This is a genomic window from Clostridium nigeriense (assembly GCF_900086595.1).
Classification (GTDB): Bacteria; Bacillota; Clostridia; order Clostridiales; family Clostridiaceae; genus Clostridium; species Clostridium nigeriense.
The window spans coordinates 1,046,451-1,072,035 of sequence record NZ_LT575472.1 but is presented as its reverse complement, the minus strand read 5'-3'; the positions used below and the strand labels follow the sequence as shown (position 1 = coordinate 1,072,035).

The window sequence follows — 25,585 nt, the reverse complement described above, 5'->3', positions numbered from 1 at the left end:
ATTTTAATCTTATCTAAAAGTTTTAACCTAGTCTAAGATTTAATATATATTTATCCTAAAGCTACGTCTAAAACCATCATAACAATAAATCCTAAAATAAGCCCCAGTGTAGTTAATTTTTTATTTTCTAAAGAAGCTTCTGGCAAAAGCTCTGCTCCTACTACTGCAATCATAGCTCCTGCTGAAAATGATAATAAAAATGGTAATAAACTTCTAACAGTTAAAGCTGCAATAACGCCAATTACTCCTGCAATAGGCTCAACTAATCCGGATGCTTGACCATACATAAAACTTCTAGTTCTAGATAAACCTTCGCTTCTTAATGGTAAAGAAACTGCTGCACCTTCTGGGAAGTTTTGAAGTCCTATTCCTAAAGCTAATGCTAATGCTGCTGCTATGCTAGTTCCAGGTATTCCTGCTGCTACTCCGCCAAAAGCAACACCTACAGCTAATCCTTCCGGAATATTGTGAAGTGTAACAGCTAAGACTAGTAAAATACTTTTTCTGTATTTAGCTGCTTTAGAAATATTTTCTTCTTTATTTAAAACTACACCATAAGAATAAGTATCCATTAACTTATCCGCAAATATTAGAAAAACTCCTCCTAAGAAGAATCCAATAGCAGGAATAACAAACCCACTATATCCAAGTTCTTCTGAAAGCTCTATGGCTGGACTTAAAAGAGACCAAAAACTAGCTGCCACCATTACTCCAGCTCCAAAACCTAGCATTGTATTTAAAATTCTTTTATCAAACTTTTTAAAAAAGAATACTAGTGCTGCTCCTAAAGCAGTAATAAGCCAAGTAAATAAAGTAGCAAGTAATCCTTGAAAGATAGGACTTAATCCCATAAACCATTCCATAATATATCCTCCTTAGTATTTACATTAAATCCTTAATTATAATCTACTAAAGATGATTAATTTTGGTTACAAAATAATATAAATTTTTACATTATTATTTTTACATTCCCTTTCCTTCTCCTTTAGACAATCCTCTTTCTTCTAATAATTCATAAATTGTTTTAGATGTAGTATCTTTTAATGTGTATCCTAATAATTCTAAGGTTTCTTTCAACTTTTCTTCTGAAGAAGTTTCGATTTCTAAGTATGGAAATGGACAAAAACTCTTATCATTTATGTCTATTTCAATTAATGAATCTCCTAATCTATAACTTTCTCTATACTTTTTAATGGATTGCTTTAATGATAAGCCTAATGATAAAAATATTTTACTTGCAGCCTCCTTATCTTCTACTATAGTTTCATTTTCTTCCATTACTTTAAAAGTGTCTTGACTTAACATTTTCTTAGTTGTCATATATACTACTTCTTTATTGTTAAGTCTATCATCTGTAATTCTAATTCTTGCATATCCTTTAGCATTAAGTAACCTATTATCATCAAAATCATAAATATTATTAATTTGATATTCTTCCTTAACTTTTTCAGCCCCTAATTCTTTTAATTTTTTTCTAATATTATTAACATCTATATCTACTACTCTAGTTTCTAACTCTTTCATTAATGCCACTCCTTTAAATTTGATATTAATTATTATAGCATAAAAATATTGTATTAATAACTTCTCATATTTAGTTATATCATTTGTAATTTTAAAACTTCATACTATATTTTTTACAAAATCTTATAAAAAATTGATAGTTTATCATACAATTATACAATAATTTACTTTAACCCTAAATTTTCACTAAAACTGACCGATATATTATATAAATATTAATTTACATTAATATCCAATTATTTTGAGAATTTTTACTATAATTTTGTTTTAGGGGTATAAAGAGATGGGAAAGAAAAAAGAATTTATAGATTTTAGCCGATTAAAACCTGGTATGATTACAGCTGATGAAATTGACTATAACGGTACTGTATTAGTTGGAAAGAATATTATATTAACAGAACAAATGATTGAAAAATTAAAATCAATTTATAGCTTAGATAGTATTCAAATATATAACAATGAAAAGGAATCAAAGGAATTAGTAGCTTTAGAAGAAGCAGAAAACACTTTAAAAAATATATCAGAAAGTGTTAATTTTCTTTTTAGCAATTCTCAAAATCTTAAAACTGATACAACAAACGAAATAAATAAATACGCAAAAACCTTACTTAATTTCCTTAAAGTTGATAATAATATCTTTAAAAATATTATTTTACGAGGAAGTGGTGAGGATTGTATTTATAGACACTCCGTTAATGTAGCTTCCTTAAGTTATTTACTTGGAAAATGGGCAGGTTTAGAAGAAAATAAACTTCATTCATTAGTATATGCTTCAATTTTACATGATTTTGGGAAAACTAAAATAAGTAAGAAAATTATTAATAAAACAAAACCTCTTACTGAGGAAGAATATAATATTATAAAAGAACATCCAGTTATTACTTATAACGAAATTAAAGATATTCCCTTTATAAGTCATTCTGTATTATACGGTGTTCTAATGCATCATGAAAGATGTGATGGTAGTGGTTATCCTCTTAAGCTAATAGGAAATCAAATTCATGAATTTGCTAAAATAATAGCTATAACCGACACCTTTGATGCAATAAACTCTAATAGAATTTATAAAAAAAGAAAAAAGCCCCTTGAGGCTTTAAAGATTATTAAAGAGGAAAGCTTAAGTAAACTTGATTACTCTTTATGTAATATCTTCTTAAGAGGACTAGAAAGTTACTATATCGGTCAAAAAGCCTTATTAAGTAATAATTCAACCTGCAAAATTATTAAACTAGATTTAAATAATATAGATACACCTTTAGTTTTTAGTAATAATGAATTTATAGACCTTACTAAAACCAATGATCTATCTATTGTAAAACTTTTATAAAAATGTGAACATTTTTATAATGGATAATTGATAATGTTTTATCAATTATCCATTTATAATTTTGCTTTTCAAAATTATACTATAGTTTTTCTCTTCTTTTAGTTGATTTTATAAATAACTCTTTTAAATATTCTTCATTATTTTCATTTAAAGCCTTTTTTAAGTTGTTTATTTCTAATAAAAAGTTATCAATAACATCAATTAGATTATCCTTATTACTAAAAAATAATTCACTCCATAATTCTTCATTAATATTAGCTATTCTCGTTAAATCCCTATAACTATCTCCAATAAAGCTTCCAGTATCTCGTCCTTCCTCGTCACTGTTAATTAAAGCAACTGCAATTGCATGAGGTAACTGACTAGTAAAGGCAATCATTTTATCATGATATTCAGGATTAATTCTTTTTATCTTATTAAATCCCATTTCATAAATAATTTTTTCTAAAGTCTTTATATTATCTTCTTTATTTCTATCAGTTATGGTTATTAAATAATTAGCTCCATTAAAAACTTCTTTAGATGCATAATCTATGCCTCTTTTTTCTCTACCAGCCATAGGATGTCCAAAAATAAAATCCACTTTATTTGGTAATATATCTAAGATATCATCAATAAAGTGTCCCTTTATTCCAGTGGCATCTGTTATTATAGAACCTTCCTTAAATAACTTTTTATTGTCCTCTATAAAATCTTTAACTAACCTTGGATAAAGAGAAATAATAATTAAATCAGCTTCTTTTATAATATCCTTTCCACCTACATACCCTTTTTTAATTATTCCTAAACCTTCTGCTTTTTTTAATGTTTCCATATTACTGTCTATTCCATAAACATCTTCATAACCTGCTGCTTGAAGTGCCATTGCATAGCTACCGCCAATAACACCAAGCCCTACTATTAAAATTTTCATACAACACCCCAAATTGAATGTAAAATTAATAATGTAAAATGTAAAATTAATGTTGAAATTCAGCCTAAGCTGAATTTCCTCCATAATTTTTCATTCTTCATTTTTCATTATTAATTAAACTCTTTTCCCTTCCATTTGTGCTAATATTTTTACCTTATCCATAATATTCTTAAAGGATTCTGGTTTTACTGATTGTTGACCATCGCTTAATGCACATTGTGGATTGTTATGAACTTCTATCATAAGTCCATCAGCTCCTGCACTTATTGCTGCCTTTGCTAAAGGCTCTACAAGGTACCAGTATCCAGCTGCATGGCTTGGATCTACTATTACCGGCAAATGTGATTTTCTTTTAACTACTGGAATTGCACTTAAATCCAAAGTATTTCTTGTGTAGTTTTCAAAAGTTCTTATTCCTCTTTCACAAAGAATTACATTTTCATTTCCAGCAGCCATTATATATTCAGCTGACATAAGCCATTCTTCTATTGTTGCTGATAAACCTCTCTTTAATAAAATAGCTTTATTAGTTTTACCTAATTGCTTTAATAAATCGAAGTTTTGCATATTTCTTGCACCAACTTGAATTATATCAACATCTCTTTCAAAAACATCTATATAGTCAGTTGACATTATTTCCGTTACTATTGGTAGTCCTGTAGCTTCTCTTGCCTTCTTTAAAAGCTCTAATCCTTCTAATTCTAGCCCTTGAAAACTATATGGAGATGTTCTAGGTTTAAAAGCACCACCTCTTAAAAAGGTTGCTCCTGACTCTTTAACACTTTTAGCTATTTCTATTATTTGTTCTTCACTTTCAACTGAGCATGGTCCAGCCATAATAGCTAAATTATTTCCTCCAATTAAACTACCCTTTACATCTATAACAGTATCCTCTGGTTTAAATAATCTATTTGCTTTCTTATAAGGCTCTTCTACCTTAAGAATTTTATCTACACCAGAAAATCTTAGAAGTTTATTTGAATCAATAGCTCTAGTTTCTCCAACTACACCTATTATACAAAATGTTTCTCCTTGAGATAGATGAACACCTAACCCTCTACTCTCTAATTCCCTCTTAACCTTCAATACTTCACTTTCTGAACAATTTGCGTTCATTACAATTATCATTTTACTATCCCTCCATACTACGTTTTAAATTAATAATGAAAAATTTAAAATTAAAAATTATTGATATAACTCAGCATAGCTGAGTTATTAAACCTATAAATTGCTGTGCAATTTATTTTTTACCTTTCTAAACTCCGAAGGAGTTTACTCATTAATTCTTCATTATTCATTCTTCACTTTTCATTCTAACTATTGCTTCCATAGCCATAACATAACCAAATTCTTTAAAACCACAAATTTGACCTATACATGCTGGTGCAATAACTGATTTATGCCTAAACTCTTCCCTTGCGTGTATATTAGATAAGTGAACTTCCACAGTATTAATATTAACAGCCTTTATAGCATCAAAAATAGCATAGCTGTAGTGTGTAAAAGCTCCCGGATTAATAATTATTCCATCATACTTTTCATAATAAGCTTTATGAATTTCATTAATTATTTCACCTTCAATATTACTTTGATATAAGTCAATATCTATATTTCTTTTTTGCCCCTCTTTTTTAATATAGTTACAAATATCTTGAAAATCTCTAGTTCCATATATGCCTTTTTCTCTTATTCCAACCATATTTAAGTTAGGCCCATTTATAACTAGTATCTTCATAATTACCCCCTTTATTTATTACTTTTTATTATTTCTATAACTTTATTTATAGTATCTTCTATATCTTTATCATTAGTTATTTTGTATTGGCAATAATCATTATATAAATTATATCTTTCTGAATATAGGTTGTAAAGTTTAGTCTTTCCATCTTTTAATAAAGGTCTTGAAGATGTGTCAACATCACTTATAATATTTTCTATAGGTCTATCTATAAATATTATAACTCCTTTGTCCTTGAAAAAATCTATGTTTTCTTTTCTTTTTATAACTCCTCCCCCGCTAGAAATTATTGCTTTTTCATTTAAATCACTTAATTCCTTGCAAGCTCTGCTTTCATAATTTCTAAAAATTTCTTCACTTATATTAAATAACTCTTTAACAGTACTTTTAGATATTTCCTCTATATAACTATCCATATCACAAAAATTATAACTAATCTTCTTAGCTACTTCTTTACCTATTGTTGTCTTTCCACACCCAGGCATACCTATTAATAGAATTATATCCTTTTCCATCTTCTTCTCCTCAAGTTAAATAAAATTCTCTTTTACTATATTATAAACATTTCTTAGTATTTCTTCACTTATAGAGGTTTCTTGCCAAATTTCCTGAGCCTTAACAGCTTGCCCTACAAGCATATATAGTCCACCTACTGTTTTTTTATTTAACTCTCTTCCCAAAGATAAAAACTTAGTTTCCATTGGATTATAAATTAAATCTACTAAGGAATTAAAGTTATCTATAACTTTCTTAGAAACTGGAGAATTTTCTGTATTGGGATACATGCCAACTGGTGTAGAATTAATTAATATATCTCCCTTTAATTCTTTCAAATCTTCATAACTAATTACTTTCACATTATTATATTTAAATTCTTCGCTATTAGGATTCCTACTTACTATATAAATTTTATTAGCTCCATTATCTAATAAGTAATGAAGTACGGCTCTTGAAGCTCCTCCATTACCTAAAATAACTATAATCTTATTATTAACCTCTATATCACTTACCTGAAGCATATAACCAAATCCAAAATAATCTGTGTTATATCCATAAAGCTTATTTTCTTTTAAATAAATAGTATTTATTGCTCCTATTTTCTTAGCCTCTTCTGATAATACATCAACATATTTTATTATATCTTTCTTATAAGGTATAGTTACATTACATCCCTTTACCTTTAACAATTTTATTGCTTTTGTAAAGTTATTTAGATTATCTTTTTCTACTTCAAATAACTTATACGCCCCTGATTTATCTATTGCTTTTAAAATCTCACTATGAATTTCAGGTGATAAACTATGAGAAAGTTTTTCACCTAATAGTCCATAAAACTCCATATTATTGCCCCCTTGCTAAAAACATAATATTAATTATAACATATTGATAATTAAATATAATACTCCTTATTCCATGATAACAACTAAGCTATAACTATATGACATTTGTTTATTTCTGTGGTAATATTAGTTAATCACTAAAAATAATTTATTATGGAGGTACTAATGGCTAAAACCCAAACTACTAAAGGAAATTTTAATTATGATAATATAGAAAAAAAAGATAAGAACTTTATGTATCAAAATCTTGAAAGAAGCAACTGCTATAACTGTAATTTTTCCGGTTCAAATTTTGATTATGTAAATTTTAGAGGAGCACATTTTAAATCATCTAGCTTTTTAAAATGTAGCTTTAAATTTACTGAATTTATAGGTAGTAATTTTAAAAAAAGCAATTTTAAAAACGCAAACTTTGAAAATACTATATTTGATTCAGTAAGACTAGACAATGTTGATTTTAAAGATGCAAAATTTAAAAATACTATATTTGTTTCAACAGATATAAGCAAGGCAAAAAATATAAATATTAATGATCCTGAAATAAGAATTTATGATGAAATGCCTAAAATAGAAATAAGTAATGAACTTAAAGATGCAACTTTAAAGGCTTTAAACAATAAATATGTTAAATCTTCAAGAGTACTAGATACAAAGGAAGGAAATATAAATTCACTAAGTCTTATGATTTTACTTGAAAACTTTGATGAGGAAACATTAATTAAAGGATTGAATTTAATCAGTACTGACTTAGATAGAGATTTTTATACCTTAAGTTATTTAATAAAATTCATTAAAAATATATCAATATAATAATTATAAAATTTGAAGTAAAAATTTAATAAATAAAGGTAGCATAAATTAATTTAAACAATCAATTCATGCTACCTTATTTTTATTGAATATAATATTTTTTTTCATACCTCCTATCTATATTTAAATTAAATCCTTGTCTCTTGTAAAACATCACCTCTTCTTCTAAATAATTATTATTTAATACAACTAATGAAGTTATATTATAATCTTTAGCCATTTTTTCAGCTTCCACCATAAGTTGATGACCTACTCCTAATCCCCTATACTTTTCATCTACTAAAACTTCATTTATAGATAAAATTTTCTTGCAAGTTTCATCATTCAAAATTTCATATTTTATATATCCTATAATATCATCATTTAATTGGGCAACTAAAGTTCTATGTTCTTTATATTCATTTTGATAATTAATTACTGAAGAATCAAAACTATTATTTAGCCTAAATACCCCTTCCAAGTCCTCTTTTACTATATTTCTTATATCAAAACCTACCATATAAATGTCCCCCTTATTAGTAAACCTTTTCTTAAAATCTATTATCAATTTGATATAAAAATTTATCAAAATAATAATTTACCGAAAATTCTGAAAATTTATCTTACACTTATTATACACTTATACGTTTACAATTTCCACTATTTTTTATTAATTTTTAAAATATTTAATTCTGCAAATCAAAAGTTAAAATAAATAATAAAAACATTAGAAATGTAGATTTCAATTTAGAGAATATATTTAAAATATTATGAACTAAGGTCCAATGATTCTAAATCATTGGACCTTATAAAAATGTAATCATTTTTATTCCTATGTTCTTTTATAATTTCCTATAATCTTAAAGTATCCACTATTTTTTTCTATAAGATCTAAAGCATTTTTAACTAAATTATCTTTTAAATTACCTTCAAAATCAACATAAAGTAAGTACTTCCATGACTCATGTTTATTAGGCCTTGACTCTATCTTTATCATATTAATATTATTTTCTGCAAAATGTCTTAAAAGCTTGTATAAAGTTCCTGCTTTATCTTCTAAAGAAAATACTACACTAATCTTATTAAAATCATCACTATATTTTAATTTTTTACCTATAATTATAAATTTAGTATGATTGTCCTTTTTATCATTAATACCTTCTCTTAAAATACTTAATCCGTAGATTTCTGCTGCTCGCTTACTTCCAATAGCAGCCTTTTTTATATCCTTTAATTCTGATACTAACTTTGCACTTATGGCTGTATTATGATATGGAATAAGCTTAACACCTTCATACTTACTTAAAAAACTCTTACTTTGAGCAAAACCTTGTGGATGAGAATATATCTCTTCAATATTATTTATATTACTTCCTTCTAACCCCATAAGGTGTTGATCTATTTTTATACATTCTTCACCTATTATATAAAAATTGTATTTTACTAATAGGTCATAAACTTCAGTAATAGCTCCAGTATATGAATTTTCTATAGGCAATATAGCATACTCTATTTCATTATTTTCTAATGCCTTAAACACATCAATAAACTCTTCATAGTTTTTAGTTCCTATACTCTTATTAAAATACTTTATTAAAGCTTCTTCACTAAAAGAACCTTCTACCCCTTGATATCCTATCCTAACTTCTTCTGACAAATTTTCTCTTGAAACATTATTATTTTCTTTAAATAAATCAGCTTGAAGACACCTACTAAGTTCCATAATTTTTTCAAAAAAACTTCGAGTAATATCACTATAATCCTTATTTTTAAGAAGATTTATATTTTTTTCTATGACTTCCTCTTCTCTTTTACCATTAAATATTGGAAGATTTCTTTCCTTTTTATATTCCCCAACCTTAATAGCAATATTCATTCTCTTTTCAAATAATGATATTAATTCTTTATCTATAGAATCTATCTCTTTTCTATAGTCTTCTAGACTTACCATTAGTATCTCCCCTTTATTAAATCTAGTATACCTATTGCAGTAACAGCCTCTACTACAGGGACTGCTCTTTGTACTATACAAGGGTCATGTCTTCCTTCAATTCTAAATTTAACATCCTTTTTTTCTTTAATATCTATGGTATCTTGTTCTTTTAAAATAGATGCAGTTGGCTTAACGGCTACCTTAAATAATATTGGCATTCCATTGGTTATTCCTCCAAGAACTCCACCATTATTATTAGTCTTTGTTTTTACAAAACCTTCATTATAATAATACTCATCATTAGCTTCTGATCCATAAAGCTTAGTTATATCAAAGCCCTTTCCAAATTCAATTCCTTTAATTGCAGGAATTGAAAACATAAGATGAGCTAAAGTAGATTCTACTGAATCAAAAAATGGATTTCCAACTCCAGCCTCTATCCCTACAATTGCACATTCAATAGTTCCTCCTACTGAATTACCATCATATTTTGCTTGCATAATAGTATGTCTTATCTTATCTTCCAATGATCTATTTATTAAAGGTAGCTCCATAGCTCTTAAAGTATCTAATTCATCTTTAGATATACTTACTTCATTAAAAACTTCATCATTTATATCCTTTATAGATGAAATATGAGCTCCTATAAATATTCCTTGTGATTCTAGTATTTGCTTACAAATAGCCCCAGCAAATACTAGAGGTGCTGTAATTCTTCCTGAAAAATGTCCACCACCTCTATAATCATTAAAACCTAAGTATCTTTCATATCCAGTATAATCAGCATGACCTGGTCTCATAAAGTCCTTGGTTTTTGCATAATCCTTAGATCTAGTATCACTGTTTCTAATAATTGCACAAAGAGGAGTCCCTGTAGTTTTACCTTGGAAAAACCCACTTAGAATTTCTGGTAAATCTGCTTCTTTTCTAGCTGTTGACAACTGATTTTTTCCTGGTGCCCTTCTTTCCATTTCTAAAAGCACCTTATCCATATTTATTTCAAATCCTGATGGAAGTCCATCTATATTTACTCCTATAGCATTCCCATGAGATTCTCCAAATATGGATATCTTTATATTACTCCCCCATACTCCACTCATTTATAGCCCCTCCTAGTTTCTTGTAATCTTCAAAAAATTTAGGATAAGATTTAGCTACACAATCATAATCCTTAATAATAATAGGCCTTTTACACCTAGTTGCTGCTATTGCTAAAGTCATGGCTATTCTATGATCCTTCCAGCTCCAAACTTCTACTCCGCCTTCTAATTCTTGAACACCATGTATTACTAGCCCCTCTGATTTTTCTTCTATTTTAGCACCAAGCTTATTAAGCTCAGTTGCTACTGCCTTTAATCTATCACATTCTTTTATTCTTAATCTACCTGCATTAATAATTTCAGTTCTTCCCTTTGATAATGCTGCAACTAATGAAATTACAGGAATTATATCTGGACATTGGGATGCATCTATTAGAGTAGCCCCCAATTCATTGGAAACTTCACAAGTTACTTTATCTCCATAAGTGAAATTAACTCCCATTCTTTCTAAAATATCTATTACTTCCTTATCTCCTTGAAGGGAATCTTCTCTCAAATCAGTAACTTCAACATCAGAACCTAATGCATTTGCACAAAGATAAAATGCACCTTGAGAATAATCTCCTTCTACTCTATAATTTCTGGAAACATAGCCCTGATTTCCTTTAATTATAAACTCTTTATAATCTTTATTCTCTATTGAAATCCCAAAATCCCTCATACATGATAAAGTTAAGTCTATATAGCCCTTAGACTCAAGTTCTGTAGTAATTATTATTTTAGAATCACCATCTAATAAAGGTAATGTAAATAAAAGTCCTGTTATAAATTGAGAGCTTATATTTCCTGGCAATGAAAATTCTCCACTACTTAAAAGCCCCTTCACCATTAAGTTTAATTTACCATCTAAAGTACTATATTTAATTCCTTGCTCTTTAAAAATATCGTAATAGGTGTCTAGTGGTCTTTTTCCTAAATTCCCTCTTCCAACAAACTTTGTTATCCCAGAGAATAGTAACGATACAGGTACTAAAAATCTTAATGTTGATCCAGATTCATTACAGTCAATGACTCTAACTGTATTTTTATTACTTTCTTCATGAAAAGCTCCTCTAACAGTTAATTTATCATTATCTTTTTCAATAGATGCACCTAAAGATATCATTCCATCTATAGTTGCATTAATATCATCTGAATAATCAATATTTTCAATAATAGAAACACCACTTCCAAGAGCTGCACAAATTATAGCCCTATGTGCCATACTCTTTGATGGAGGAACTTTTACTATACCCTTTAATTTATTATTTTGAATTTCTATGGCCCTCATCAAATTCCTCCTTTCACTATTTTACTTTCTCCTATTTTACTGATAAATATTAGGTTAAGTTTTTTACCTAAATTCTTTTTATCTAAAGAAATTGCTTCTTTTATTTCACTTAAAGCTACATCTAATTTATAAGGTAGATTATACTTTACTAGTATATTCTTTATTATTTCCGATGTGCCAGCCTTAGTTTCTCCTAGGGACTCACTTATCTTAGTTATTTCATACATCCCTATAGCCACTGCTTCCCCATGAGTATATTTGTTATAGTTATAATACTGTTCTATTGCATGACCTATTGTATGACCAAAATTTAGAAGCATTCTTTCTCCAGTATCTCTCTCATCTTTTTCCACAACTTCTTTTTTAATTGTGCAACAATTGTGAATAATATACTCAATATTGTTCATAACTTCTTCTTTATTTTTATAATTTAGAAGATTATAAAAAAACTCTCCATCTTTAATACATCCATATTTAATAACTTCAGCCATTCCATCATTAAATACTCTTTCATTTAATGATTCTAAAACGTTAGTATCTATTATAACCTTTTTAGGTTGATAAAAACTTCCAACTAAGTTTTTTCCTTTATCTAAATCTACTCCAACCTTACCACCTACACTACTATCTACTTGAGCTAAAAGTGATGTTGGACATTGTATAAAGGGAATTCCCCTTAAATAAGTAGATGCAACAAAGCCACCTAAATCTCCAATTACTCCCCCACCTAATGTTAATAATAAATCACTTCTAGTTACTTTAAAATTTAAAAGTTCATCATAAACCTTTGGCAAAGTAAAAAAGGATTTAGTTTCCTCACCAGGTTCTAAAACCAATTTTCTAACTTCATACCCATCAGATTCTAAATTACTTACAACTTTCTCACCATAAAATCTATCAACATTTTTATCTGTTAAAACAAATATTTTATTCCCATTAAATACTTCTTTTATCTCACTAGATATATTATTAAGTACACCCTTTTCTATAATTATATCATAACTATTAGACTCCAAATCTACAGTTAACTTCATTAAAAACACCCCTTCTTCAATGGATAATTAGTAATTGATAATGCATAATTTAGGAAACAACTTAGCAAAACTAACTTGTTATAAATTTAATTCAGAAATTCAGCATAAGCTGAATTTCATCAAAATTATCCATTATGCATTATACATTATCAATTATTATAACTCTCTTCCAACCGCTCCTGCAATTGCTCTTAGTTCTTGAACTAGTGTTTCGTAATGATCTGGCCTTATTGATTGTGGTCCATCACAAAGAGCCTTTTCTGGGTTATTATGAACTTCAATTATAAGTCCATCAGCCCCTACTGCTATTGCTGCTTTGGCAAGAGGAGATATCATAAATCTCTTTCCTGTAGCATGACTTGGATCAACTATAACAGGTAAATGACTCAACTTTTTAATTGCTGGTATTGCACTTAAATCCAAGGTATTTCTTGTGTAAGTTTCAAAGGTTCTTATTCCTCTTTCACAAAGAATTACATTTTCATTTCCACCTGCCATTATATATTCTGCTGACATTAACCATTCTTCTATTGTAGCAGATAATCCTCTTTTTAATAGTATTGGCTTACTTGTTCTTCCTAATTCAGTTAATAAATCAAAGTTTTGCATATTTCTTGCACCAACTTGAATAACATCCACATCTTTTTCAAAGATTTCAACATCATATGGAGACATAATTTCCGTAACTATAGGTAATCCAGTTTTTTCTCTAGCAATTTTTAATAGTTCAAGTCCATCATGCTTTAAGCCTTGGAAACTATATGGTGAAGTTCTTGGTTTAAATGCACCACCTCTTAAGAAATTTGCCCCTAATTTCTTAACCTCTTCAGCAATAAAAGTTAATTGCTCTTCACTTTCAACAGAACAAGGCCCTGCTATCATAGAAATTTTATTTCCACCAATTTCTTGCCCTTTGACATTAACAATAGTATTATCTGGATGGAATAATCTATTAGCCTTTTTAAAAGGTTCTTGAACATGCATTACCCTTTCAACTATATCCTTTGCTTCAATCTTTAAAGGATCAATTTTGCTAGTATCACCTACAAGTCCTAATATAATTAAATCAGAACCAACTACAGGATTTACCTTTACACCTTCTTTTTCTAATTCCTCTGTTAATCTTTTAATTTCTTCTTCTTTAGTTCTTGGTTTTAAAATTATTACCATGAATAAAGCCCCCTCTTTTTCTATTATTATTTATTTTTATATTAAAAAAAGAGAACTCCAAGGAGTCCTCTTATAATAATCACCATATATTTATCATCAAAAAATATATAAATTTATATTAAAAACTCACTTGAAAAGAATTATTTTTTTTGCAAAAGAAATAGCCAGCGCTAAAGAAAAAGCCCCAGAATGTAAAGTAAAAAAAGCTATTAAATTTTGCTATTATACTTGCAATTCTTTTCATAAAGTCCTCCCATAAATTTGAATTCTTTCTCATAATTATACCAAAGCATATTTCAATGTCAATATTTTTTGAATATTTTCACACTTGTATAAGATTTCGAAGCAATCTTAAATAAAGAATGTAGAAGGAAGAAGGAAAATTTCATGGTGTTTTGCACAGCAAAAATTAATTTAAATTGGTGCAAAGCACCTTCTGTAAAAATCCGAAGGATTTTTTTCCTTAATTCTACATTCTTAATTTTTAATTTTTAATTATAAAAACGCTCGCATTTTTATAATATTGGTCCTATTAAACTTATCAAAGCTTCTTTTATTCTTATACTTTTTCCTCTATTACTATACTCTTCTAAAGTAACTAATTTACAGTTTTCTATATCATTTTCAAAAATTTTTTCTTGCTCTTTAGCAAAATCTTTATCAAATATGATTGCATTAATTTCAAAATTAAGTTGGAAGCTTCTTATATCTAAATTTGCTGTTCCAATACTTGAAACTTTCCCATCTGCAACTATAGTTTTGGAATGAATAAATCCTTTTTGATATCTATATATTTTAACTCCACATTCTAGAAGCTCTCCCATATTAGCACTTAAAATCCATTCCATAAAGAAATGATCTGGTTTTCCAGGAACCATAATTCTAACGTCTATTCCTGATAAAGCAGCAATTTTTATAGCTTCCTTCATTGGTTCATCTGGTACTAAATATGGTGTTTGAATATATACATTATTCTTAGCATTATTAATTATTTTCATATATGCATTTTTAATATATTCTTCCTTATGATCTGGACCTGAAGATATTATTTGAATTCCAATATCACCATACTCTTTTTCATTTACAAAATATTTACTATAATCTTTAAGTTCACCTTCTGAAGCATAATCCCAGTCTAATATAAATCTTTTATTTAATTCATTTACAGCTTCTCCTTGAACTCTTACATGAGTATCTCTCCAAAAATCAAACTGATTTCCCTTATTTACATACTCATTACCTACATTGAACCCTCCTACGTATCCTACCTTACCATCTATAACAACTATTTTTCTATGATTTCTAAAATTTAAACGAATATTTATATAAGGCAAAATTCCTGGAAAAAATACATGAAATTTTATTCCTAGACTTCTAATATATTTTATTTGTTTTCCCCTTAAACTTTTAGAGCCCATTCCATCTACTAAAAGTCTAACTTCTACACCTTCATCTACTTTCTTTTTAAGTTCTTCAATTATTGTTTTTCCTAAGGCGTCTAATCTAAATATGTAATATTCAATATGAATAAAATTCTTTGCTGCTTTTATGTCTCTTATCAATCTTTCGAATTTATCTTCACCATTTATAAAAGTTTCAATACTATTTCCTGTAGTATATAAAGCTCCTGAATGATTATAATTCATCTTAATAAGCTCCATAAACTCTTCTGATATATTACCATTTCGTTTTTCTTCTTTAAACTTATCTTGTAGTTCCCTTGACTTTCTTTCATCGCTTCCTTTTTTTTCTTTAAAAATCTTTTGTCTACTTAAATTTTGACCAAATAATAAATATAATATAAATCCTACTCCAGGTAATATTAATAAAATCAATAACCATGCCCATGTAGTAGTAGGCTCCTTACGTTCTATAAATATTAAGGATAAAGCAGATATAATATTAATAGCATAAGCTATTATTAACAAAACCGATGCATGCATTTATTTCACCTCAATCTTTATTTTTTAACAATTCTCTTATCATTTAATTATAATTGATTTTACCAATATTTAAAGTAAATAGTTTATTTTTAGTATTACATTAATGTTAATTTTTTGTATAAATTTAAAAAGTAGTGAACTTTTCTTTTAAATTCACTACTTTTTTCTAAATTAATATTCTAATATTAACACTTCATATGGTTTTAATTTCACCTTACCACTATAATATTTTCCGGTTACTACGTCTCTTAAAGTATATTTTTCAAAATCAACTTCTTTTTCTTCATCCAAATAATTTTGTAAAAAGAAGTACTTTTCATTACTATTTTCCCTTGTAGAAAGTGTTATTCCTCTTGGTAAATTTATTTTCAGTTTTTTATCTATTTCTAATTCATTTACTAAACTATGAAAAAACTCTTTGTTAAAATCTTCTTCCATCCTAGAACATATATAATAAGCCTTTCCCTTTCCAAAGGAATTTTTTGTTAAGGCTGCTCTTCCCTTGTAGAAATCTTCATTATACTCTGCTAAAACTTCTGCTTCTTTTACATGGATTAAATCACATATTTGTGTACAATTATATAATTTATTATTCTTATATAATTTAACTTCATTTTTTTCATATTCGTATAAAGCATCAACTTCTTCGCTTCTTATTCCAAATACATCCATAAGTTCTCCTGGGAACCCCCCAAGATAACAAAGATCAGTATCATTTACTATACTTGAGAAGTAAGTCATTACAAAGTTTCCACCATTTTTCACAAAATCTCTAATCTTATCTTGAAAATTATTTCTAGTCATATATAATAATGGTGCAATGACTAATTTATATTTATCAATGCTACATTCCATATCTACAAAATCAACATTTATACCTTGCTCCCAAAGTACCTTATAGTAATCCATAACTATATCATTATAATTTAAACCTATATTTCTTGGCCCTTGAGAATCATTTAAAGCCCACATATTTTCCCAATCATAAACTATAGCTACATCTGCTTTAACATTAGTATTAATTATTTTATTAATAGATTCTAATGTTATTCCAACCTCTTTTACATCATTAAATACTCTATTGTCTTCTTTTCCATAATGATCTACAACAGCTCCATGCAATTTTTCACTTGAACCTCTACTTTTTCTCCATTGAAAATATTGTACTGTATTTGATCCATGTGCTACTGCTTGCATTGAGGATAATTTATGCATGCCAGGCTTCTTTAATTTACTGACGCTTTGCCAATTAGTCATACTTGGAGTACTTTCCATAAGCATAAATGGCTTTCCTTTTATACTTCTCATAATATCAAAGTATGCAGCTACTCTATATGCAACTTCTATATTATCCTCACTATGCCATTCAGGATATGAATCATATGATACAACATCTACATAATCCTTAAACTTAAAATAGTTTAACCCTTCATAATAATACATAAAATTAGTAGTTGCTGGAATATTAGGATTATACTTTTTAACTGTATTTATTTCATGCTTCATAAAATCTATAGTCCTATCTGTTACGAATCTCTTCCAATCTATATTTAGAGCATGAACTTGATTTTCTCCTATTGGTGATGGACTTTCTATTTGATCCCAAGAATTAAAGGTATGACTCCAAAAGGTTGTCCACCAACTTTTATTTAAATTATCTAAAGTTTTATATTTTTCCTTAAGCCATTTTCTAAATTCATTTTGACAAAGATCACAGTGACATTCCCCTCCAAATTCATTAGAAATATGCCACATAATAACTGCTGGATTATTAGCATATCTTTCCGCTAACTTACTGTTTAAAATTTTAGTTTTTTCTCTATATACAGGAGAAGTATAGCAATGGTTATGCCTAAATCCATGAAAGTTTCTAACTCTAGTTTCTGATACTCTTAAAACCTCTGGATACTTTTGTGATAACCAGGCCGGTCTTGCTCCACTTGGAGTTGCAAGTATTGTACTTATTCCATTTTCATATAAAGTGTTTATAACTTTATCAAGCCATTCAAAATTAAAGACTCCCTCTTCTGGTTCAAGGGCTGCCCAAGAAAATATTCCAACAGACATAACATTACAATGTGCTTTTTTCATAAGTTCAATATCTCTTTGAAATATTTCTGGATAATCAAGCCATTGCTCTGGATTATAATCTGCTCCGTGTAAAAATTTATCAAATATATTTTCCATTAAACTTTCTCCTTTTACTACTTAACTGATCCAACAATACCTTCTACAAAGTTCTTTTGCATTAAGAAGAAAATTAAAGCCGATGGTAATGTTGTAATTATTATTGATACCATTATCATACCATAATCTGGACTATATGCTGTTGCTAATGATGATATAACAAGAGGTAGTGTTCTCTTACTAGGAGTTTGTATAGATATTAATGGCCATAAAAATGAATTCCAATAATTCATAAATGTTATTATAGCTGCTGCTGCATAAGTTGATTTCATGGTTGGAAGATAAATTTTGAAAAATGATCCGTACTCTCCTACTCCATCAACTCTTGCTGCTTCTAATATTTCACGAGGAAAGGCCTTTGTATTTTGTCTAAAGAAATAAATTAAAAATGCAGTAGATACTCCTGGTAAAATTAACGCTAGACTTGTATCTAAAAGTCCCATTCCACTAAAAAGCTTAAATAAAGGTACCATAATTGCTGCAAAAGGCATCATCATTGATAACATAACAAATCCCATTACTTTTTCACTTGTTTTAGTTTTAAATATTTCAAATCCATATCCAGCCATAGAACAAATAACAAGAGTTAATATAGTTCCTAAAAAAGCTACCTTAAGAGACATTATCACTCCAGCCATTACATCCACACTATTAAACAAATTAGTTATATTGTTTATAAACTCTCCACCAAAAGAAAGCTTTCCCTTTGTAATATCAACTGAAGAATTTGTTGCACCAATAATCATCCACAAAAATGGGAAAATTGATAATGCTGATGCAGTAATTAAAAATATATATGAAAAAACTTTATTTCTCTTACTCATTTCTATCACCTGCCACTTTACTTTGAATTATTGCTAAAATTGCCACCATAAATACTATTGCATAAGAAACTGTTGCTGCATATCCAAAGTTAGGAGTATATACAAAGGATAAATTATATATATATTGAGATATAGTCATAGTTGCATTTCCTGGCCCACCAGCAGTTATGTTCATAGCTTCATCAAATAACTGTAGTGTACCATTTGTAGATGTTATTGCTGTAAATAAAATTATTGGTTTTAACATTGGAACTGTTATTTTAAAGAATTGTTTAATTCCTGTAGCTCCATCTACCTTTGCAGCTTCATAAATGCTAGTATCTATATTTTGCATTGCTGCTAGATAAAACATCATATTATAGCCTGTCCATCTCCATGTTATAGCTATAATTATAACTACCTTTGCCCAGAAGGGATCTAGTAGCCAAGCAATAGGTTGATCTATTACATTTATAAACATTAAAAACTTATTTACAACTCCATCTACTGAAAATAAACTTTTAAATAATACTGAATAAGCTACTAAAGATGTTATACATGGTAAAAATATTGCTGTTCTAAAAAATCCCTTAAACTTTATATATTTATTGTTTAATAAATTAGCAATAATTAAACCTAAAATAAGCATAATTGGAACTTGTATTATTAAATAGATCACGGTATTAAATACAGATTGTTTAAAAACAGGATCTTTAAATAATCTAATATAATTGCTTAAACCACTAAATTGTGTAGCTAAACCTTTTCCTGATTGAAAAGATAAGATAAGAGCTTTTATCATAGGATAAAAACTAAATATTACTATTAATAATGTTGGGATTAATATAAATTTCCATGTATTTATATTAATTTTTCTTTTCTTTTTATAATTTAAATTATTCTCCATAAAGTACCACCATCCTAAACTGTCTTTTTATAAATGGGAGCTGCCTAAGACAACTCCCATTTATAATTAAAAATTAAGAATTAAGAATGTAAAATTAATGATGTAATTTGTTCCAAATTACTATTTATTTTTTTCAAAACTCCTTCAGGAGTTTTCTCCAAAATTCTTCATTTTACATTCTTCATTATTCATTCCTATTGTACTTGTTGCTCAAATAAGCTTTGCATAGCTTCTAAGGACTTGTTTATATCTCCACCATTTACTATATTAGAGAATTCTGTCTTTAAAGCATCCTTTGCTTCTTGAGTGTACATTCCTATAGTTATTCCTGGTACTTCCTTAGACCATTCTGAGAATATTTGATAAACCTTTTGTCCACCAAAGAATTCTATTTCCTTAGAATATGCTTCACTTGTAAATGCCTTTGTATATGATCCAACTCCACCATTATTAGTTAAGAATTCAGAATAGAAATCACTATTTCCTCCAATAGTCTTAGCTAAGAAATCTATAGCTAAATCTTTACTCTTTGATGAATCTAATACCATCCAGCTAGATCCACCTTCATTTGATGCATTTTTAGCACCATCTACATTACTTAATCTTGGGATAGGAGCAACTCCCCATTTGCCTGATTGATCCTTTGCATCCATTATAGTTGGAATTTGCCATACTGCAGAAATTACTGTAGCAACATCACCATTATTAAAGCTTCCAACAAATTCACTCCAACCAGTTACTGGTTTTGCAATTCCAGAAGTTGATAATTCTTTAAATACTTTCAATGCTTCTGTTAAAGCTTTATTACCAACAAAGTTAGGTTTATTATCTTCTGTAGTAAACCAAGAACCTGCTGAGTTTAAGATTATAGGAATTAATGTATCTTCATTTGGGTTAACTGTAAGCATATCCTTTCCAGTCTTTTCTTTAACTACCTTACCGATTTCAATATATCTTTCCCAAGTTATATTTTCTAAATCTTCTGGTTTGAATCCAGCAGCTTCTAAATAGTCACTTCTGTAGAACATACCTGCTGAACCTATATCAAAAGGTATTGCATATTGTTTTCCATTTATAGTAACACCATCAACTTTATACTTAGAAAAATCATCATAATTAATTTTTCCACTTAAATCAGCAAATGCACCATCATATGAATTAATATATTTAGCTATATTTATATCATTTGCTAAAATTATATCTGGAAGACCTGTTGTAACTCCTGATACTAAATTTGTATTAAGCTTTTGCTCTAAATCAATCTTTGACATATCTACTATTTCTAAAGTAAAATCTGGATTATCCTTTTTATAAAGCTCTTCAGCTATCTTTAAAGCAGCTCCATTAAAGGATTGATCCCAACACCAAGCAACTAATTTATTTCCTTCGCTGCTAGTGGCCTTATCCCCCTCAGACTTATTTCCACATCCAGCTAAAATTGTAGTTGTTACTGTAAGTGCCATAATTGTGCTTAACAATTTTTTGATTTTCATATTAATACCTCCAAACTCTCTTTATACATATATAATAACAACCGACTTATGAAAACGTTTAGTAAAGATTTTCGTTCTTTTGCTACTATTTTATAAGCATAAATTCTTATTAGTAATTTTTCATACAATTGATACTTTTTAACGAATTATTATATATCTTTTGTAATACCTAAAGAGGAGATAGTAAAATTTTACTATCTCCATTAACATATCTCTATAAAAACTATCATTTTAGTTAATAAATTTTATTTTTCTTTTTTATCTATTGGTATTTTTATAGATACAATAGTTCCATACTCTTTTTCGCTAACTATTTTTACCCCAAACTCTTCTCCATAAATCAGCTTTATTCTTTCATCTACATTTTTTATTCCTATTCCACCCTTTAGATTTTTCCTTCTAATCTTATTTATATCAGTCTCTTCCATTCCTATACCATTATCAATTATCTCAATAATTATAAAATTTCCATTTCTATTTATAAAAATATTAATTTCACCTTGAGATTTTCCAGTAAAAGCATGGAAAAAAGCATTTTCTATAAATGGCTGTATTATTAATTTAGGAATCAATATATCATTACAATCTTCACTAACCTTAAATGTTACATTAGTAGATGAACGAAATCTTAATTTATTAATATAAATATATTGTTCTAAATTTTCAATTTCAGATTTTATTGTAGCCATTTCTTCAGTAGTTCCTATAGTATTTCTTAGAATAGAAATTAATGCATCTATAGTTTTATCTACCTCATTTATTTTTTCACTTCTAGCTAAATATTTTATAGTACTTAAAGTATTATATAAAAAGTGTGGGTTTATTTGCATTTGAAGAGCATTAAGTTCAGCCTTTCTTCTTTCCTCTTCTTCTGAAATTAAGTTTTTTACATAATAATCTATCTTTTCTACCATATCATCATAAGCATTTGTAAGAACTCTTATCTCATAAGTTTCCTTCATCTTATTTTTATTATCTACTATTGGCTCTAAAGTTCCTTTAGACATTAAATCTACTAATGATAATAATGGTTTAGAAAATCTATAAGATATTATGTATGTAGCTATAATTATCAATAATAAACTAATACTGATTATAATAATCATATAATACTTTAAATTATTTAAAGTATTTGATACAGAGTTATGATTTATATCAGCAATAAAATACGCATCAAAAAATGGAATGTAATTTGATACTAAGGTATGATTATATTGTCCTTTTCTTATTTGAATAGGTTTACCATTTTCATTTACTTTACACTTCTCTAATAAATCATAATCATAGGTAGTTATCTTATCTATCTCATTGCTAGACATAACTTGTCCATCAGATGATATTAATATAAAAGTCATTCCATCAGTTAAATATTTTTCATACATATTATATATTGCTCTCTCATCAATAACTAGATACATATGTCCATATAATTTTGATTTATTATTCTTATCTATTAAGGGCTTAATTGCTAAAAGAGATTTTTTATATCTTACGGACTTAATATCAGAAGTATCTGCTATTTTATATCCTATATTATTTCCATTTTCTATATCTAACTTATCAAAAACATCCTTAAGTTCTATATCCCAATGTAATGAATTAGTAGAATAATACATAGAATTAGTTCCAACTGCAACAATATGTGAATTCTTAGGAGTTAGATACTCTTTGTTAGACTCCATATAATTGCCTAAGGAAACAACCATATTAAACTGCTTTACACTATCACCTATAGGTTCACTTAAGTATTCCTTAAATACTTCACTCTTACTTATTTTAGTTAAAGCTTGTATTATTTCATAATTGTAATCTACTAAATCTTTTTGAATATACTCATAATTTTTACTAAAATTTTTTATAGCTTGATCTACAATTATTTTCTTAGAAATATTTACAGCTAATAAAGTGAGTATAAAACAAATTATTGATATATAAATACTATTAATCCAAAGTAGTTTGTTAAAAATGCTATCTTTTCTTATCATTTATTTTTACCATCCTTCTATACTCTGTAGGAGTAAGAGAGGTATATTTCTTAAAGATTTTAGAAAAATAATTATGCTCTGAAAACCCAACCATTTCGCTAATATTCGCTATTGGAATTTTAAAATCTTCTAAATATATTTTTGCCTTTTCTACCCTTACCTTGCTTATGTAAGAGCTTAAATTTTCGCTAGTTTCATTTTTAAAACAATAAGATAAATAATTATAATTTATGCTTAAATCCTTTGAAATAGTGGCAACCGATATTTCATCCTTATAATTTTTATCAACATAATCTTTAACTATTTTTATTATATAACTATTATTTTTTGAGTTTAGGCTATTTTGTGATAAGTCATCTATATATTTAAAAGTGTCTATTACAATATTAACTAATTCATTAAAACTCCTAGCTATATCTATTTTTTTAAATAATACAATTTTCTTTTTAGATATATTAATTAATTCTGAATCATAATTTTCTAAGCTACTTAATGCATTATAAATTAAATTTTGACAAAACTTTTTTAAATCATACTCTTCCATATAAGTGTTTTCTTTTATTATATCTAAGTATTTTTTAATTATGTGTATACATCCATTAAAGTCTAATTTTCCAATCAGTGAATTAAATAAATCATAATCAAACTTTATTTTTATACTTCTTTCTTTTATATCACTTTTCCGTATTAAAGCTTTATCAAAATAAATAGATTTGTTTTTTATAATCAAAGCTTCTTCATAGGAATAATGAATATTACGTTTTATATCATTACCTTCAATTAAAATAAATGGACTAATCTCATAATTTTCAAATATATCTTTTGTAACCATTTCTATATCCTTTAACATTTTTAATTGAGCATGGTTATTATGATTAATTACTATAATTATTTTATTTTTAATAAAGGTAGTTATTTTTATATACTCTACTAAGGTCTCTTTAATACTATCCCTTATCTTCTCCTTAATAATTTCTAATCCTATATTATCATCATCTTCTTTATATATTTCAGAAATTAGTAAACAATAATTTTCTAAAGTAAAATATTTAAATAGCTTTTCTACAGACTCTTCATCTATTTCTTTTTCTAGTATTAAATCTAAAGTTAAATCTTCTAATGCCTTTTCTTCATTATATTTATTTTCATTTAAATCATCACTATCTATTTCTTTAACCATATTTTTTAAGATAGGTAACATACTTTCTGGACTTGCCTCTGTTTTGAGTAAATAATCATGAATCCCATATTTAAAACTTTCTTTTACATAATCGAATTCAGAAATATTACTTAAAACAAGAACCTTTATCCTTGGATATTCCTTTTTTATTATTTTGGCTAATTCTATACCATCAATTTCAGGCATAATTAAATCCGTTATTACTATATTAGGCTCTTTATCTTTAATCATTTCTAATGCTTCTTTACCATTAGCAGCTTCCCCTATTAACTTAAAGCCTTCATCCTCCCAATTACAAAGATGCTTTAACCCATTTCTAAGAATACTTTCATCATCTACAATTAAAACTTTATAAAAACTTTTCATAGAAATTGTTGATCCTCCTATAAATAGAAAATTTATCTAGTTATATAATATCATACTTTAAATTAATTTAGTTAATTGTTTACATTCTTTATATATATTTTTTTTTAATAAAAAAAGAAGCTATATGAAGTACTAATAACTTCTATATAGCTTCTTTAACTGGTTTTATTTATAAGTAATAGTTTTACTAGTTGTTACCAAAATATCTATCTAATAATCCCTTAAATGCTTGTCCGTGTCTAGCTTCATCTTTACACATTTCATGAACTGTATCATGGATTGCATCTAAGTTTAATTCTTTAGCTAATTTAGCTAAATCCATTTTTCCTTGGCAAGCTCCGTGCTCTGCATCAACTCTAGCTTGTAAGTTAGCTTTTGTATCAGCTACAACTACTTCTCCGATTAGTTCAGCAAATTTTGCAGCGTGTTCTGCTTCTTCAAATGCTATTCTCTTATATGCTTCTGCAACTTCTGGGAATCCTTCTCTATCAGCTTGTCTTGACATTGCTAAGTACATTCCTACTTCTGTACATTCTCCTACGAAGTTAGCTTGTAATCCTTCCATAATTCTTGGATCTACATC

24 protein-coding genes are annotated in these 25,585 nt (G+C 27.5%); 2 read left to right on the top strand and 22 right to left on the bottom strand.

From position 1 onward, the window contains the following. Positions 1–50: 50 nt before the first annotated feature. Together BN6774_RS05215 and BN6774_RS05210 are read right to left on the bottom strand one after the other, a co-directional pair. Positions 51–863 (bottom strand): ZIP family metal transporter, encoded by an 813-nt coding sequence (locus BN6774_RS05215; RefSeq protein WP_066890837.1) that lies wholly within the window; start codon positions 861–863, stop codon positions 51–53. A 100-nt stretch (positions 864–963) separates the two neighbouring features. Continuing rightward, positions 964–1,524: a class IV adenylate cyclase gene (locus BN6774_RS05210; RefSeq protein WP_066890834.1), complete on the bottom strand. Its 561-nt coding sequence runs from the start codon at positions 1,522–1,524 to the stop codon at positions 964–966. A 283-nt stretch (positions 1,525–1,807) separates the two neighbouring features. Between BN6774_RS05210 and BN6774_RS05205 the strand changes: the two genes are divergently transcribed. Then, complete coding sequence (locus BN6774_RS05205) at positions 1,808–2,851, top strand: HD-GYP domain-containing protein (RefSeq protein ID WP_066890832.1); 1,044 nt, start codon at positions 1,808–1,810, stop codon at positions 2,849–2,851. Between the two features lie 79 nt (positions 2,852–2,930). On the opposite strand, the gene BN6774_RS05200 is transcribed toward BN6774_RS05205, so the two are convergent. The 5 genes from BN6774_RS05200 to aroE all read right to left on the bottom strand — a co-directional run bounded on the left by BN6774_RS05200 (position 2,931) and on the right by aroE (position 6,842). Further along, complete coding sequence (locus BN6774_RS05200) at positions 2,931–3,764, bottom strand: prephenate dehydrogenase (protein WP_066890829.1); 834 nt, start codon at positions 3,762–3,764, stop codon at positions 2,931–2,933. Between the two features lie 114 nt (positions 3,765–3,878). Next, on the bottom strand, positions 3,879–4,892 hold the full coding sequence (aroF, locus tag BN6774_RS05195; RefSeq protein ID WP_066890828.1) for a 3-deoxy-7-phosphoheptulonate synthase: 1,014 nt from the start codon (positions 4,890–4,892) through the stop codon (positions 3,879–3,881). A 166-nt stretch (positions 4,893–5,058) separates the two neighbouring features. Then, the gene (gene aroQ, locus BN6774_RS05190; protein ID WP_066890825.1) at positions 5,059–5,499 is read right to left on the bottom strand and encodes a type II 3-dehydroquinate dehydratase; all 441 of its coding nucleotides are present in this window, start codon (positions 5,497–5,499) and stop codon (positions 5,059–5,061) included. An 11-nt stretch (positions 5,500–5,510) separates the two neighbouring features. Beyond that, complete coding sequence (locus tag BN6774_RS05185) at positions 5,511–6,017, bottom strand: shikimate kinase (RefSeq protein ID WP_066890822.1); 507 nt, start codon at positions 6,015–6,017, stop codon at positions 5,511–5,513. A 15-nt stretch (positions 6,018–6,032) separates the two neighbouring features. Then, positions 6,033–6,842, bottom strand: a complete 810-nt coding sequence (gene aroE, locus BN6774_RS05180) for a shikimate dehydrogenase (protein ID WP_066890819.1) — start codon at positions 6,840–6,842, stop codon at positions 6,033–6,035. 165 nt (positions 6,843–7,007) lie between these two features. On the opposite strand from aroE, the gene BN6774_RS05175 reads away from it, so the two are divergent. Next, on the top strand, positions 7,008–7,652 hold the full coding sequence (locus BN6774_RS05175) for a pentapeptide repeat-containing protein (RefSeq protein WP_066890816.1): 645 nt from the start codon (positions 7,008–7,010) through the stop codon (positions 7,650–7,652). A gap of 82 nt (positions 7,653–7,734) precedes the next feature. Here BN6774_RS05175 and BN6774_RS05170 read toward each other — a convergent pair whose 3' ends face one another. The 15 genes from BN6774_RS05170 to BN6774_RS05105 all read right to left on the bottom strand — a co-directional run. Beyond that, positions 7,735–8,151, bottom strand: coding sequence for a GNAT family N-acetyltransferase (locus BN6774_RS05170; protein ID WP_066890813.1), 417 nt, complete (start codon positions 8,149–8,151; stop codon positions 7,735–7,737). 312 nt (positions 8,152–8,463) lie between these two features. Beyond that, a complete protein-coding gene (gene pheA / locus BN6774_RS05165) occupies positions 8,464–9,582 on the bottom strand; it encodes a prephenate dehydratase (protein ID WP_066890809.1) in 1,119 nt (372 codons plus the stop codon). Then, complete coding sequence (gene aroC, locus BN6774_RS05160; RefSeq protein ID WP_066890806.1) at positions 9,582–10,664, bottom strand: chorismate synthase; 1,083 nt, start codon at positions 10,662–10,664, stop codon at positions 9,582–9,584. The genes pheA and aroC overlap by 1 nt, the downstream gene beginning before the upstream one ends. Then, entirely contained in the window at positions 10,642–11,934 is a 1,293-nt protein-coding gene (aroA, locus tag BN6774_RS05155; RefSeq protein ID WP_066890803.1) for a 3-phosphoshikimate 1-carboxyvinyltransferase, read from the bottom strand. The genes aroC and aroA overlap by 23 nt, the downstream gene beginning before the upstream one ends. Beyond that, positions 11,934–12,968, bottom strand: coding sequence for a 3-dehydroquinate synthase (gene aroB, locus BN6774_RS05150; protein WP_066890800.1), 1,035 nt, complete (start codon positions 12,966–12,968; stop codon positions 11,934–11,936). Before aroB ends, aroA begins: the two co-directional genes overlap by 1 nt. 156 nt (positions 12,969–13,124) lie before the next feature. Beyond that, complete coding sequence (aroF, locus tag BN6774_RS05145) at positions 13,125–14,138, bottom strand: 3-deoxy-7-phosphoheptulonate synthase (protein WP_066890797.1); 1,014 nt, start codon at positions 14,136–14,138, stop codon at positions 13,125–13,127. A gap of 118 nt (positions 14,139–14,256) precedes the next feature. Next, positions 14,257–14,382, bottom strand: a complete 126-nt coding sequence (locus tag BN6774_RS18925) for a hypothetical protein (RefSeq protein WP_268873129.1) — start codon at positions 14,380–14,382, stop codon at positions 14,257–14,259. 271 nt (positions 14,383–14,653) lie between these two features. Beyond that, complete coding sequence (gene cls / locus BN6774_RS05140) at positions 14,654–16,081, bottom strand: cardiolipin synthase (protein WP_066890794.1); 1,428 nt, start codon at positions 16,079–16,081, stop codon at positions 14,654–14,656. 171 nt (positions 16,082–16,252) lie between these two features. Further along, complete coding sequence (locus BN6774_RS05135; protein ID WP_066890791.1) at positions 16,253–18,268, bottom strand: beta-galactosidase; 2,016 nt, start codon at positions 18,266–18,268, stop codon at positions 16,253–16,255. Between the two features lie 17 nt (positions 18,269–18,285). Continuing rightward, positions 18,286–19,092, bottom strand: coding sequence for a carbohydrate ABC transporter permease (locus BN6774_RS05130; RefSeq protein WP_066890788.1), 807 nt, complete (start codon positions 19,090–19,092; stop codon positions 18,286–18,288). After that, entirely contained in the window at positions 19,085–19,978 is an 894-nt protein-coding gene (locus BN6774_RS05125; protein ID WP_066890785.1) for a carbohydrate ABC transporter permease, read from the bottom strand. The genes BN6774_RS05130 and BN6774_RS05125 overlap by 8 nt, the downstream gene beginning before the upstream one ends. 194 nt (positions 19,979–20,172) lie before the next feature. Beyond that, positions 20,173–21,471 carry an ABC transporter substrate-binding protein gene (locus tag BN6774_RS05120; RefSeq protein WP_207644563.1) on the bottom strand — a complete coding sequence of 433 codons (1,299 nt, stop codon included), beginning with the start codon at positions 21,469–21,471 and terminating at the stop codon, positions 20,173–20,175. Positions 21,472–21,716: 245 nt separating this feature from the next. Next, entirely contained in the window at positions 21,717–23,456 is a 1,740-nt protein-coding gene (locus BN6774_RS05115; RefSeq protein ID WP_066890782.1) for a sensor histidine kinase, read from the bottom strand. Continuing rightward, positions 23,440–25,002, bottom strand: a complete 1,563-nt coding sequence (locus tag BN6774_RS05110) for a response regulator transcription factor (protein ID WP_066890779.1) — start codon at positions 25,000–25,002, stop codon at positions 23,440–23,442. The genes BN6774_RS05115 and BN6774_RS05110 overlap by 17 nt, the downstream gene beginning before the upstream one ends. 187 nt (positions 25,003–25,189) lie before the next feature. Beyond that, positions 25,190–25,585, bottom strand: a 396-nt coding sequence (locus BN6774_RS05105; protein ID WP_066890776.1) for a ferritin-like domain-containing protein, incomplete at its 5' end; no start/stop codon positions are given.